The sequence below is a fragment of the Bacillus sp. MYb209 genome (assembly GCF_002975175.1).
Taxonomy (GTDB): Bacteria; Bacillota; Bacilli; order Bacillales; family Bacillaceae_G; genus Bacillus_A.
In genome coordinates this window covers 1-13,711 of the sequence record NZ_PCNZ01000052.1, presented here as the reverse complement: position 1 = coordinate 13,711, position 13,711 = coordinate 1, and the positions used below count along the sequence as shown (strand labels likewise).

At 32.9% G+C, this 13,711-nt stretch carries 10 protein-coding genes and 6 pseudogenes; 12 read left to right on the top strand and 4 right to left on the bottom strand.

Annotation, left to right across the window (positions count from 1 at the left end; genetic code table 11):
* Positions 1-128: 128 nt before the first annotated feature.
* On the bottom strand, positions 129-1,103 hold the full coding sequence (locus CQZ94_RS28780; RefSeq protein WP_105588182.1) for a hypothetical protein: 975 nt from the start codon (positions 1,101-1,103) through the stop codon (positions 129-131).
* A gap of 220 nt (positions 1,104-1,323) precedes the next feature.
* On the opposite strand from CQZ94_RS28780, the gene CQZ94_RS28775 reads away from it, so the two are divergent.
* From CQZ94_RS28775 to CQZ94_RS28750, 6 genes and pseudogenes are all read left to right on the top strand, one after another.
* Positions 1,324-1,899, top strand: a complete 576-nt coding sequence (locus CQZ94_RS28775) for a hypothetical protein (protein WP_105588181.1) — start codon at positions 1,324-1,326, stop codon at positions 1,897-1,899.
* Positions 1,900-2,010: 111 nt separating this feature from the next.
* A pseudogene (locus CQZ94_RS28770) lies at positions 2,011-2,306 on the top strand (transposase).
* An 8-nt stretch (positions 2,307-2,314) separates the two neighbouring features.
* Positions 2,315-3,196, top strand: coding sequence for an IS3 family transposase (locus CQZ94_RS28765; protein WP_105588180.1), 882 nt, complete (start codon positions 2,315-2,317; stop codon positions 3,194-3,196).
* A 383-nt stretch (positions 3,197-3,579) separates the two neighbouring features.
* A complete protein-coding gene (locus CQZ94_RS28760) occupies positions 3,580-5,112 on the top strand; it encodes an alpha/beta hydrolase (RefSeq protein ID WP_105588179.1) in 1,533 nt (510 codons plus the stop codon).
* A gap of 297 nt (positions 5,113-5,409) precedes the next feature.
* Positions 5,410-5,763, top strand: a pseudogene (locus CQZ94_RS28755) (tyrosine-type recombinase/integrase); the annotation flags it as partial.
* Between the two features lie 191 nt (positions 5,764-5,954).
* Positions 5,955-6,047: pseudogene (locus CQZ94_RS28750) on the top strand (small, acid-soluble spore protein, alpha/beta type); the annotation flags it as partial.
* 695 nt (positions 6,048-6,742) lie between these two features.
* Here CQZ94_RS28750 and CQZ94_RS31430 read toward each other — a convergent pair.
* The 3 genes and pseudogenes from CQZ94_RS31430 to CQZ94_RS32095 all read right to left on the bottom strand — a co-directional run.
* Complete coding sequence (locus CQZ94_RS31430; RefSeq protein WP_258166079.1) at positions 6,743-7,072, bottom strand: prealbumin-like fold domain-containing protein; 330 nt, start codon at positions 7,070-7,072, stop codon at positions 6,743-6,745.
* Positions 7,073-7,087: 15 nt separating this feature from the next.
* The gene (locus CQZ94_RS32100) at positions 7,088-7,216 is read right to left on the bottom strand and encodes a hypothetical protein (protein WP_258166080.1); all 129 of its coding nucleotides are present in this window, start codon (positions 7,214-7,216) and stop codon (positions 7,088-7,090) included.
* Positions 7,217-7,269: 53 nt separating this feature from the next.
* Positions 7,270-7,362, bottom strand: a pseudogene (locus CQZ94_RS32095) (hypothetical protein); the annotation flags it as partial.
* 378 nt (positions 7,363-7,740) lie between these two features.
* Here CQZ94_RS32095 and CQZ94_RS28735 point away from each other — a divergent pair.
* The 6 genes and pseudogenes from CQZ94_RS28735 to CQZ94_RS28710 form a co-directional block, all read left to right on the top strand.
* On the top strand, positions 7,741-8,970 hold the full coding sequence (locus CQZ94_RS28735) for a helix-turn-helix domain-containing protein (protein ID WP_105588178.1): 1,230 nt from the start codon (positions 7,741-7,743) through the stop codon (positions 8,968-8,970).
* A gap of 134 nt (positions 8,971-9,104) precedes the next feature.
* Positions 9,105-9,467, top strand: a pseudogene (locus tag CQZ94_RS28730) (DDE-type integrase/transposase/recombinase); the annotation flags it as partial.
* A gap of 1,150 nt (positions 9,468-10,617) precedes the next feature.
* Positions 10,618-10,755 carry a hypothetical protein gene (locus CQZ94_RS31425; protein WP_181149568.1) on the top strand — a complete coding sequence of 46 codons (138 nt, stop codon included), beginning with the start codon at positions 10,618-10,620 and terminating at the stop codon, positions 10,753-10,755.
* A gap of 177 nt (positions 10,756-10,932) precedes the next feature.
* Positions 10,933-12,252 (top strand): hemolysin BL lytic component L2, encoded by a 1,320-nt coding sequence (hblC, locus tag CQZ94_RS28720; protein WP_105588177.1) that lies wholly within the window; start codon positions 10,933-10,935, stop codon positions 12,250-12,252.
* Between the two features lie 65 nt (positions 12,253-12,317).
* Positions 12,318-13,538 carry a hemolytic enterotoxin HBL lytic component L1 gene (gene hblD / locus CQZ94_RS28715; protein WP_105588176.1) on the top strand — a complete coding sequence of 407 codons (1,221 nt, stop codon included), beginning with the start codon at positions 12,318-12,320 and terminating at the stop codon, positions 13,536-13,538.
* 36 nt (positions 13,539-13,574) lie between these two features.
* Positions 13,575-13,711 (top strand): annotated as a pseudogene (locus CQZ94_RS28710) (hemolysin); the annotation flags it as partial.

Below are 13,711 nucleotides of genomic sequence, written 5' to 3'. Positions count from 1 at the left end.
AAACATGTGAAATAGCTGATGCTTATGTAGGAATGATTGATAAAGTGCCAGCTCGCCCAAAGAATTGGAGTAATATTGCTGGCCATGTCCCTAATTACATTTTCAAACTCTGTAAAAAAGTTTTCTATCTACTTTTTAGCTTCATCACTCATTTCAATGATATGAGTCCAATATTTTTTTGTAATCGGATCATATTCTACCCTAACTGTGACATTCTTTTGAGCATCTGTGTTTACATATCCTTCAATCGTTAGGGCATGAATTGCATTTGATGATCTATTTTCTTTTTTATAGGAACTCGTATGCTTGTCAAAGACTTGTTCAACAATTGTTAAATCAAAGTTATACTCATTTTTCATATACTGAATCGCTTTCGATTCAGAAATATTACGGATATTCATTTCTTCCTCTGGTGTAAGAGCCAACTGCTTTTCTAATTCTACAGCATGTTGGTTATCTTTAGATAGATTTAGAACACCTGTATTTTCTTCTGAATTATAATCTACCAGCCACTTTTTATCTTTGTAGTACGCTTCGACAGAGGATTTGCATGAAAATCCGCTCTTTCCTTCATTTTGTGCATCACAGCTAACTAACTCAAAATGAATATTTATTTTGGAATATTCCGGACTTCCTGTACCTTCATTCGCTTGCACCCTACTTGCCTTTGTCACATATGTAATCTTTATTGGACCATTAGTTTTTTCAACCTCATGTTTTACTTTTTCTTCAATACGTTGTTCCTGAACCTGTTTCGCGAAAATGTAGTTCTCCTCATACAAATGATACATTGCTAAAGGAACAAATAAAGCAAGCCCTAAAACGAAACAAGAAAGTGCATAATAAGCCAACATTCGCTCTGTAGTATATATACGGAAACAGGAAAGTACAACACGAATATATACTAAAGGCAAAGCGATATAAAAAATAGGTACTGAAAAGTAAAATGTAAAGGCTGTAATTAGAAAAATCCCCCCGAGTAACTCGATATATCGCGGAATACCTATACTGTATGCTGCTAAAATCAAAAACCAAATGTAACTTGTTGATACAAGAAAAGCAATTCTATAATACTTCTTACTTTTTAAGTTTTTCTCTTCCATTTCCCCACCATCTTTGCAAAATTGAAACTGTGCTATCCGTTACAACTTAAAACAAACTCTTTCTTACATTCAGTTTCTCAAATGAATGTAAGAAATACAAGAACAAACTCCATTCATTAGCTTGGTTTCATAACTCATGTGAAAATGATATGATTGCATTGTCAATATTATCTAATTACTAAAATATATTACAAGGAAATCACAAAGAGGAGGAGAAATCATGGGTTTTTTCAGTAGATTTTTAAAAAAGGTGGAACAAGTAAACAATAAAGAGGCCACTATTCATGAATTAGATGAAGAATTGTATGTTGAATCCCCACTAGAAGAAGCCAATAGCTATTGGGTCTCAATGGCACAAAATTTACTTATTAATACTGTAAAAGCCGCTGGAAATAATGTGGAGCGTGCTTTTTTATTGCTTAATATGAAAAAGGGAGAGGCTTCATTTGATATTTTTTATCAAATAAACGGACAATTGTATTTTTGGGATCAAATAGAAAATCAGGAAATGAAAAATAGAATTAAAAATGAGTTATTACCACAAGCTTCGGAAGTTTCAGATGCTGTAAACCAACACTTTATCGAAGCAGATCATCCTACAATTTCGTTTGCAGAATTACAATTTGAATGGGAAACAAAAGCTTGGTTTTCACACATTATCTGGGAAGATGACCCAGCCTCTCAATTACCAAAGGCTCAAATATTAAACGAATGGTATAGCCTAATTAACAAGGAAACACACGGTAAACCACTTGATAGCGATATAAAATTTTCTTGGTATCCATCAAACTCTTAATAATCTAACAGTATCTAAAATAGGGGACATTGTTCCGTGATGTGATCCCCTTATAGTAGACAGGAAAAAGAAAGCACATTAACCTGTTTACTATGGAGGGGATTTTTTTCTATGAGCAAAATTAGAGTCACTTACGATGTAGAATTTAAGAAAAAGCTGTAGATTTATACTTAAAAGAAGGCATGAGCTATAAAACGGTTGCGAAAGAATTAGGCATTCATCACTCAGTTGTAAGTCGTTGGGTGAAACCCTTTGAAGCTGAAGGTATCAAAGGGCTAGAAGAAAAACGTGGGAAAGCGAAAGGGCCAGGTTTAGGTAGACCAAGAACGAAATCCGAAAATCCAGAAGCTAAGATTAAACGATTAGAAGCGGAGAATGAGATGTTAAAAAAGCTCTTAGGAATGTAAAAGGAGGCATGCCAGCTATATCCAAAGCGAGAAAGTTTGAAGTTATATATGAAATGTTAGAAAAAGGATATACGGTTACTCTATTATGTGCCATTGCTGGTGTAACCAGAAGTGGCTATTACAAATGGATAAAGCGACACGCAGTGCCTTCTAAAAAGCAATTAGCGGACACTGAATTCAAGAAAAAAATATTGGAGTGTCATACAAAACTAAGAGGGATTTATGAATATAGAAGAATACAAGTGTGGCTGAAAGCCACATATAACCTTCATTTGAATCATAAGCGCATCCAAAGATTGATGAGTGAATTAGGTATCAAAGCTATAATTAGGAAAAAACGACCTTATTACGGCAAAAAAGAGGCTTATGTGATTTCAGATAATCATCTAAATAGAGACTTTCACGCTTCAAGACCGAATGAAAAATGGGTAACGGATATTACCTACTTGATTTTCAACGGACAGCGCTTGTATTTATCCGCAATTAAGGATTTATATAATAATGAGATTGTTGCCTATGAAACCAGTCGTAGAAACGACTTAAAGCTTGTGTTAGATACACTTAAAAAGGCAAAGAAAAGACGAAATGTGAAGGGAATTCTCTTACATAGTGATCAAGGGTCCCAGTATACATCTCGTCAATATAATCAATTACTTAAAAAATATCAGATGAAGGCAAGTATGTCTCGAAGAGGCAACTGTTGGGATAATGCCTGTATGGAAAACTTCTTCAGTCACTTTAAGGCAGAGTGTTTTCATTTATACTCCTTCCGTAAAGCGAATGAGGTTAAACTTGCCGTGCGCAAATATATACATTTTTATAATCATCAAAGATTTCAAAAGAAATTAAATAACCTGAGTCCATATAAATATAGAACTCAGGTTGCTTAGTTGTGCTTTTTAATTACTGTCTACTTGACAGGGGTCACTGCACTGAGGAGTGCTCTCTTTTTAGTAGTCAAATAACAAGAAAAAAAGAAATATAAAAGAACATTTCTACTGAGATTTTATATTCACTGTTGGATACTGGTTTACCTGTATATCTTTGGTCAGCTACATGTGATTCAGCTTGGTTCTTCCATGCCACTCAAAAATCCAGTCAAAAAAAAAGAGGGAGAAGGCATTTTTTATTGAAGTTTGTTTATAATAGCTTTTTAATCTGTTAGGGGGGATCGTAAAGTAGACTATTAATCTCTTTGATAATTTTAATTTCCCTTATAGTACAAGGCATGCTGTATTAAAAAAATTTAATTTTGAAAGGAGAATCAATAAATATGAGCGCGAAAAAAAGAATAGGGAATAAGTTATTACTTGTCAGTGCAATTTGTGCGATAACTATTCCTTCGGTTTCCTATGCGGAGGAAGTAATTTCACCTAAAAATTTCGAGAGTTCTTCAAGCCTGTTTGAGGGACGGAATAAGGATGTATTGAAAACAAATTTATATCCCGATATATATAATAATCCGTTCAACCACCAATTTATATCGACATTAAAGGAAACAAACACAAATATAAAAAAAATAGACAATATTGACGATGAAAATCCTGTTATATCTACTACCCTTTCATTTATCCGTTATATGCATACTGAAGATTATAAATCTGCATTTAATTTAACTTCTCGATCATTACAGAAAATAATATCAGAAAAATGGCTGAAGAGCTATTGGGAGGGACTCCCTATGCAATTACAAGCAGGTTCTTTTATAGGAATTGGAGAGGTTACACAAAAAGAGATAAATTCCGTTCATACAAATGTAGAGATTAAATTAGTTTTTGAACAATTTACTGTACCTTTACTAATAAAACTAGATCCATCTGGAAAAATAGATGATTTTCAACTCAGTATGTCGTTTAGTCCTGTTGCAGAGCGTCCATCATATAGTAAGCCTGAATCATTTGTTGATAAAGAAGTAGTAGTTGGAAGTGGCGCGTTTCCATTACCAGGAACATTGTCTGTTCCGAAGGGAAAGGGTCCTTTCCCAGCGGTTATTCTTGTTCAAGGATCTGGAGCAACAGATCAGGATGAAACAGCGTTTGCTTTAAAACCATTTCGCGATTTAGCTGAAGGTCTTGCCTCGAAAGGAATTGCTGTCCTTCGCTATAATAAACGAACCTATGAACATGGATTGAAAACACAATTGAGTCCTTTTTATACAGTTGATAAAGAGACAACAGATGATGCTCTTCTTGTGACTCATTTTCTTCAAAATGAACCTATGATAGATAAAAATCAAATATTTATTCTTGGTCATAGTCAAGGCGGACTGATGCTTCCGAAAATGATTGAAAAAGACCAAAATCAAAATATTGCAGGGGCAATTGTGATGGGAGGACCGGCCCGTACGATTCAAGATGTTGTTTTAGATCAATTTGAGTATCTTTTTTCTATTGGAGCAATGAAACCTGAAGAATATAAATTTTACAAATCGCAATTTGAATTATTAAATGATCCCAATTTCTCTAGTCAGAATCCTCCAAAAGATTTTTATTTAGGATCACCATTATTTTGGGATTCTATCCGTAAAATTAAAGCAGCAGAAATGTCAAAAGAACAAAAGACACCGCTTCTTATTATTCAAGGAGAAAGAGACTATCAAGTTCAATCAAAAATTGAAATTCCTCTTTGGAAAGAACAATTAAAAGAGCGAGATAACGTTGATTATCGACTATATCCAAAGTTAAATCACTTCTTTACAGAAGGAGATGGGGAGTTAAGTAAACCGGATGAATATTATAGTCCTGCTAATATCCCTGAGTATGTTATAAATGATATTGCTGATTGGGTGCAAAGAAGATCGAAATAAAATTAGCAGCCATATTTTTTAATGGACTACTGAGGGTATTTCGTTAATGGTATTAGGGCTTATACTTATGATGTCGTTTTTAGCTTATGTAGGGGTTCCAGACTAGGGAGGGTGGTAGGAATTGGCGTATTTAATTCTAATATTTTTGTTTGCAGTTGGATTATATTTCTTAATTTTCGATAACCCTTATATAACTATATTTATTATTTTTCTTATAATGGTAGGGAAGTCATTATATGACAGTAGAAAGAACAAACAGTAATCAAGACTATAGGGGGAGTTTGCGAGTAATAGTGTGAACTTTTCATTTCGGAACATTTATACCAAACTATATTGGATCGGGGAGGTGAAAGTCCTTTAGTTGTAAATCAAAGAGGGAACTTTTATAATTCAAAAACGTTATCGAATCAGGTAACAGATATGATAAAAAAGACAAATTTAGAGTTTTTGCAGTATCGTGAGAATCCAGTAACGGCGCATACATTCCGTCATGCATTTGCAATCATGGCAGTTGAACAAGGAAATGCTGATTTGTATCATTTAATGCAAACGCTGGGGCATGAAAATATTCAAACGACAAAGATTTATTTAGAAAAGCACATGAAACGAAAGAAGAATGTGGGTACCTCATTTGCAGATTTGTTAGTGTGAATTTACAACAATCAATACCTTATTTAATTATGTGTTTTTTACATAATTAAATAAGGTTTTATTTGTGCTAAAAATAAATAGGCTGATTGGATAATGCAATGATATTTTAATTTCACCTGTAATTAAATGTATTTGAGTAGATAAGTTTAGAGATGGTTAGTGAATTAGGGGGACACTTGGCTTAGATATAAGCACGTGAAAATAATTCTGTAGGTGGAGAAATTACAAAACACTTAATTCGAATGGCTGAAGAACAATTATCTGGTCAATATAGATTACACTAAGTTAAAGAGGGAATAAAAAAATATTACATAAAAACGGGTTATTTTTACCTTTTATTTACATTGAATTCAAAAAATGATCATGAATCCAAAAATCGAACTCTCAGATTCCTTTATAATCTTTTTTATTGGTTAAGGTAATACCATAGATATTGATTGAAAATAAATCCCATACGAGAGATAAGAGGATGGTTAAACGTTTATTTATTTTCGTTCATAATTTTAAGTGCATTATAATTAAGCCAATTTTATATAATACAATTTCATTTATAGGTAATTTGATTATTAATAAAAAATGAAGTGGAAAATTTAAATATCCATATATTTGAAAATGAAAAGTGGCATACAAAGAATGCATAATACAAAATGGATTTAAAGCAATAATTCCTAAGTGACATTTCTTTTGTTATAGAATAAACAAATCCGGGTATTGCAGTAACTATAGTTTTGAAGTTAATTTACTGTGCACTAAGTGTCTAATGTCTACTTTTACTTTGGATTTATATTGCAGCACCTCTTAATTAGAGGTGTTGCTTTTTGTTAATTAACAACCATTGCAATCAGAAAATTAATAATATGTTATGTGATGCGGTAATAAAGCTAGGTAGCAAAGAGAATGTTAATACAAAGATTAACAACATATTAAAAATCTATTTCATATGTCTTGTCTCCTTTGCTATTGCTATTAATTTTGAAATCTATTCATTTCTTCCACTTTTGCGGAAAAATAAAACTAATGTTGCGACCTTTAATATAGGGTCAATATTTTGAATATTCCATTCGTCTTTTGTGTTTTCTACTTTTATTTTTTGAACTGATGATGAAACCTCTACCTCAATTGGATCTCTAAATAAAATATATCCATTTGGTGTTTGAATTTCTTTCACTGTGTACTTTTCGAAGCATAGTGGTTCAGAAGTAGCCTTACCATTTTCATCTGTTGTTAATTTCCCAATCACTTTACCATCTTTGTCTAAAATTTGGAACACAGTATTTTTCAGTTTGACATTTGAATCAGAAGTATCCACTTTCTCAGTTTCAATCTACCCAAGTGATTGAAATGGAATTTTTGCTGTTGGTTCTTGCAGTGGTACAGTATCTCCTGTGACTTTCGCTGTATTTTGAATCTCTTTACCAGCTTGGCCCTCGCATGGAATACTACTGTATGCCACTCTGTATTTGTCACTGTTTTTCCATCTACTTGTAATGTGCCTGGGACATATTCCAATCCTTCTGGCAATGTATCCGCAATGGATAGATTTTTCACAAGACTAGCAAGAAGCGAATTTCTTGTTAAAACTCGTATACTCCAGTTCATCTCTTATTTCTGTATTTGTATTTTGTAGGTTCTTCACTGTTTTCTCGGATTCTATGATTGGATCTTGTAGAATTAAGAAACGACCTCCGCTCATTTCACTGTCGTTTAGAAAATTACAAGAAAAAGATCTATTTCTTTCCACTCAGATAAAGTATCTTTCACACTTTTCATATCTACTTCGATATTTAGATGCTAATTACAATTAAATAATATATGATTTTCATAAAAAAAATATAGTAATATTTTGTCGTAAATTGTACTATTTTGATATTTTATAGTAATATTTGTCGTAAGTTATACCTGACGGAAAATAATTTATGAATCCATAAAGGAACAATGTAAAAATTTATCATTAAATCTAATTAAAAGGAGAAGGTAATGAATAATCCCATCGATATACAACACTTGTGTGATCTCGCACATAAAGCCTTTAATGTACCTGTTCATATTTTATCTACAGACAAAAAAATCTTATATCATTCTACTTCTGATGATGTTTGTAGTCCTTTTTATTCTTCGAAAGAAGAACATCTTAGTCACATTTATCAAGAAAATGATCCCTATAACTTGCCACTTTTCAGATGTAACAGTTATCTTGAAAATTTCGTCCTAATTCATATAGCAAATCATGATTATATAAAAGGGACTATTATAATCGGTCCCACTATACATCCAAAGGGCTCAGATGATATAACCTTTAAACTTCGAAAAGAAATTAACTCAAATAATAATATCCAAGAAAGACTAGCCTATTATCAGAGCCTACCTGAGATTAAAAAAACTACTTTAATTGATATGGGAATTTTATTACATTACATGATTTTCAATGAAAAGTTAGATGTAGGTATTGTTTTAGAAAAAAATAGAGTGCTAGAGGAAGTTCCGGATAAAATTGTGAAACCTGATTTATATATTTTAAAACGCCGAGAAAATAAACCTAAAACTCACAACATGGCATTAGTACATGATTATTTTTCAGCAATCAAAGAAGGAAATAAAAAAAAGTTAATACAATATATGTATGCAGTTTCACAAGAAGATGTTGAACCTATTTTAATAGCGGATCCACTCAGAAACCAAAAAATTCTTGGAATTATTGCGATTACTTTAGCTACTCGATATGCGATAGAAGGTAACCTCCCACCAGACATTGCTTTTGCTCTTAGTATTTTGTATATCCAAACCATGGAACAACTAGAGAACGTGGACTCTGTAAGGCGATTGTCAGGAGACGCTTTACGTACTTTTGCAGATCGGGTGAAAGAATTCAATGCGCAAAAATTTTCAAATGCGGTTACTACATGTATGAATCATATTAGTAAAAATGTTTACGATGGAATATCTCTCAATGAACTCGCTAATCATTTGGATATTACCCCTACTTATTTATCTAAATTATTTAAAAAAGAAGTGGGGATTCCATTAAGTGAATATATTCAAAGGGAACGAGTGGAAGAAGCAAAAAAATTATTAACACTAACTACATATCCATTATCAGATATTTGCGCTTGGCTAAATTTTAACGACCAAAGTTATTTTACAAAGGTTTTCAAAAAATCAACTAACATGACTCCTAGACAGTATCGTGAAAAACATACCGTAATATAGGCTAAATATCTGTTTCTGGTGCACGTGTAAGTAGTCTCTAAAACTTGGACATACTGAACCTATTACTCTACAAAGAGTGCGTGATTGGTCTGAAAAAGGAACATGTAATTAAATAGACGCATTATCAGCCTGATATTATTTTGTTAACGGAATAACCTCAGTTTTCGTGATTTGGTGAAAATAATGGAGAAACGGGGCTTATCCATTTCTCCTACAACGACTATGCGTTGGATTCATCAGTATGGTTCTGAATTAGACAAACGAATCTGACGTCACCTCAAACAAATAGCTCTTGAAGAGTCCATGAAATATATATCAAAGTAAAAGGGCAATGGATATATTTATATCATGGTGTTAATTTGAAAGGAAACATAAACCATTTTTTTCTAAGCAAAACAAAAAACCAGAAGGCTGCAAAGCGCTTTTTCAAGAAAGCTTTGCGGCCTTTTCATGTTTCAAAACTTCTTGTTATAACGATCGATAAGAATCTAGTTTATTATCTTCATGGTGAACTACTCGCCACTTAGCAAAGCTTGAAGTGGGAGCTTCTCAGTTCCACGACGAAAGTAACCTTTCGTCTCCCTGAGCGTTACTTCGGGGTGTTCCACCCCTAGATGTCCAACGCTTGGACGCTCTCTTGGTACGGTTGATATTTTACGCAGGAACCGAATGGCTTGGTTTTCGCACTCTATTTTCTTCCTGCAACCTCCTATATCAAGTTATCAAAGAACTTCATATAGCTAGTTTATCAAAAGTTTTTGGCTATGCCAAACCAAAATTCATCTCCCACCTACCGTTGGGCTATCGCCCTTCACACGCTTGAGGAAGGAGAATTCTTTCGGTAAATTCGTTAAATATTGAGGTGGTTGGAATGGAATGAATTGTATTTAAGAGGTTTTTTATGACTATATAAAGACATTTTTGAAGAATATGGTAAATTAAAGAGCATGATAAATTAAGTATTTATTAATAGTAATATCGGGAATTATTCCATAAAATTTAGTAAAATAACATATATTACTTGATATATCTATACTTTATGTAATTATACATACCCAAATAAAGGTAAAAAAGTATAAGTAATCCTATTAAATTATTCTATAATTATTTTTTCTAAAATCAAACCAGCTCGGTTAAAATAAAATAGTTATTTATTTACCATATATATATTAATTTGTAATCATTGCAATTACAAAGATAAAATTCAACATTAATTATATTAGTATAATATTTTTCGCTCATATTAGTACTTAACAAATAAATTATCGAGTATATTCGACAAGATTTTGCTATTTACGCATTGGAAATTTAATGTTTTAATGAACAACATAACTGGTATGACCACACAGAAAGGAGAAGATTACGCTAATAGGTGTTTAGTAAAGTTGCAAGTAACATTATGTCGAGACTAATTTTCTTAATACTCAGTTAATTTTAAAAGGGTTTAGAACTCAAAAGTATCACATTTGTAAAAAAAGTGTTTCAAGTTTCTACATAGCAAAACTGATTTTATTCCGCAAGAAAAGTATAAGCAATGTACAGTATAATTTCATCTTTTGTAATCTTGTAGGGCCCTTGCGACAAAACTAGGAGAGATATTATGAAATTATCATCAAAAAAGTCATGGCAGGGTTAGCAGTAGAAGCAATGGGTTTATCTATCTGGGCTTCTGTAAGTCAAGCAGCAACCCCAGAGAAAAATCAATATTATACTATTCATTTGGCAGCTAATTTAAATATAGGTGATGAACTTTTATTGTTAACTTGTGTAAAACATAGTATTTAAATGAGGGGGAAGTAAGGTCCTTACATTCTATAAGAAGTAAATAATAACGAGGGTTTAACACTCTCTATCCGAAAGAATTCTCCTTCCTCAAGTATGTGCAAGAAAAGGGCCTAGCGTTAGGTCGTTCAAGATGTATATATAAGATTGTAAACAGACAATAGTGAAGAGGTGTACGGAATGAAAAATAAAATAATTAAAGGTTTTTTAATAACATCAATAGTTACTGGGGCGACTATTCCTATCAATACTCTCGCAATGCCAATCGTTCAGGCAGAAACGCAACAAGAGAATACGGATATTTCCTCATCCTTACGAAAATTAGGTGCACAATCTAAATTAATCCAAACATATATTGATCAAGCTTTAATGAGTCCTAATGTACAGCTTGAGGAAGTCCCAGCTTTAAATACAAATCAATCCCTAATCAAGCAAGATATGAAGGAATGGTCATCAGAACTTTATCCACATTTAATTCTAGTAAATTCAAAAAGTAAAGGGTTTGTAACGAAATTTAATAGCTATTATCCAACATTAAAAGCGTTTGTAGACAATAAAGAAGATAAAGAAGGTTTTGTGGATAGACTTGAAGTTCTTCAAGAAATGGCTATGACGAACCAAGACAATGTACAACGTCAGATTAATGAATTAACAGACCTTAAATTACAGCTTGATAAAAAACTTAAAGATCTCGATACTGATGTGACAAAAGCACAGGATGTACTAAGTTCAGACGGAACAGGGAAAATAGACCAGCTAAAAAATGAATTACTAAATACAAAAAAAGCAATTCAAAATGATTTACAACAAATAGCATTAGTACCAGGAGCTTTAAATGAACAAGGATTTGTTATATTCAAAGAAGTCTATAGTCTTTCAAAAGAAATCATTGAACCGGCTGCCCAAGCAGGGTTGGCAGCGTATAACAAAGGAAAAGAAATTAATAACTCTATTTTAGAAGCAGAGACAAAAGCAGCGCAAGAAGCGAAAGATCAGGGGAAAACTGCTTTAGAGATTGAATCGGCAAAAAAAGCAGCTCGTGAAGCAATTGAGAAAAGCAAACAGGGTGAAATAGCTGCAGCTGCAGCCGCAAAAACGCAAGAGTATGACTTGATGAAAGCTATTGACACTGAAAAAATTAAGAAAACATTTGGTGCCTTCGCTGAAGTAAATAAACTAACAGCAGAACAGCGAGCACATTTAGATGATTTAGAAACACAAAACCAAAAATTATATGATTTAACAACGAAACTATCAATAGCAGATTTACAAAAATCAATGCTTCTTCTTATGCAAAATGATTTACATACGTTTGCAAATCAAGTGGATGTAGAACTTGATCTAATGAAACGCTATAAAGAAGATTTGAATCTAATAAAAAATAGTATTACAAATGTATCTACTAATGTTGATACTACTAACCAGGAGTCTCAAAAAGATACATTAAGAAGATTAAAAAACATGACAAGTTATCTTGAAGAGCAGGTTTATAAATTTTAATATTAGGAATTTATAAAAACATGAAGGTTATAAGAATCTATCGAAAAATAGGGAGGAAAATAGATATGAAGAAATTTCCATTTAAAGTGTTAACTTTAGCCACACTGGCAACGGTTATAACTTCTACTACCGGTAACACTATTCATGCATTTGCACAAGAACAGACCGCTCAAGAACAGAAAATAGGGAATTATGCATTAGGGCCTGAAGGACTGAAGAAAGCATTGGCTGAAACAGGATCTCATATTCTTGTAATGGATTTGTATGCAAAAACAATGATTAAGCAACCAAATGTAAATTTATCCAATATTGATTTAGGTTCAGAAGGGGGAGAATTACTCAAAAATATTCACCTTAATCAGGAACTGTCTCGAATCAATGCGAATTATTGGCTAGATACAGCAAAACCGCAGATTCAAAAAACAGCACGTAATATTGTAAATTACGATGAACAATTTCAAAATTATTACGACACATTAGTAGATACTGTACAAAAGAGAGATAAGGCAGGCCTAAAAGAGGGCATAAATGATTTAGTCACTACAATTAATACAAATTCAAAAGAAGTTACAGATGTAATTAAGATGTTACAAGACTTCAAAGGGAAACTATATCAAAATTCTACAGATTTTAAAAATAATGTTGGTGGCCCAGATGGTAAAGGTGGATTAACGGCAATATTAGCAGGTCAGCAGGCAACAATTCCACAACTTCAAGCTGAAGTTGAGCAACTCCGTTCTACTCAGAAAAAACATTTTGATGATGTATTAGCATGGTCAATTGGTGGTGGATTGGGAGCAGCCATTTTAGTTATTGCAGCTATTGCAGGAGTGGTAGTAATTGTTGTGACTGGCGGTACAGCAACACCGGCTGTTGTTGGTGGCCTTACAGCTCTTGGTGCAGCTGGTATTGGTTTAGGAACAGCAGCTGGTGTCACGGCGTCTAATCATATGAACTCTTATAACGAAATTTCTAAAAAAATCGGAGAATTAAGTACGAAAGCTGATCTCGCTAGCCAAGCAGTTATTTCGATTACTAACGCGAAAGACACTTTGGCATATCTGTATCAGACAGTGGATCAAGCGATACTGTCTCTAACAAATATTCAAAAACAATGGAATACAATGGGGGCCAACTATACAGATTTACTTGATAATATCGACTCTATGCAAGAACATAAATTCTCTTTAATACCTGATGATTTAAAAGCTGCTAAACAAAGTTGGAATGATATTCATAAAGATGCAGAATTCATTTCGAAAGACATCGCTTTTAAACAAGAATAGAACTGAAAATTAAGACCTATATAGGAGGAATATGAAATGATGAAGAAAATCCCTTATAAACTACTCGCTGTATCGACGTTGTTAACTATTACAACCGCTAATGTAGTTTCACCAGTAGCAACTTTTGCAAGTGGAATTGAACAAACTAACAATGGAGATATGTCGCTTTCAGC

Bases quoted from the DNA above. Each gene is read 5' to 3' on its own strand.
- CQZ94_RS28780 (WP_105588182.1), bottom strand. From the start codon at position 1,103: ATGGAAGAGAAAAACTTAAAAAGTAAGAAGTATTATAGAATTGCTTTT.
- CQZ94_RS28775 (WP_105588181.1), top strand. From the start codon at position 1,324: ATGGGTTTTTTCAGTAGATTTTTAAAAAAGGTGGAACAAGTAAACAAT.
- CQZ94_RS28765 (WP_105588180.1), top strand. From the start codon at position 2,315: ATGCCAGCTATATCCAAAGCGAGAAAGTTTGAAGTTATATATGAAATG.
- CQZ94_RS28760 (WP_105588179.1), top strand. From the start codon at position 3,580: ATGAGCGCGAAAAAAAGAATAGGGAATAAGTTATTACTTGTCAGTGCA.
- CQZ94_RS28735 (WP_105588178.1), top strand. From the start codon at position 7,741: ATGAATAATCCCATCGATATACAACACTTGTGTGATCTCGCACATAAA.
- CQZ94_RS31425 (WP_181149568.1), top strand. From the start codon at position 10,618: ATGGGTTTATCTATCTGGGCTTCTGTAAGTCAAGCAGCAACCCCAGAG.
- hblC (WP_105588177.1), top strand. From the start codon at position 10,933: ATGAAAAATAAAATAATTAAAGGTTTTTTAATAACATCAATAGTTACT.
- hblD (WP_105588176.1), top strand. From the start codon at position 12,318: ATGAAGAAATTTCCATTTAAAGTGTTAACTTTAGCCACACTGGCAACG.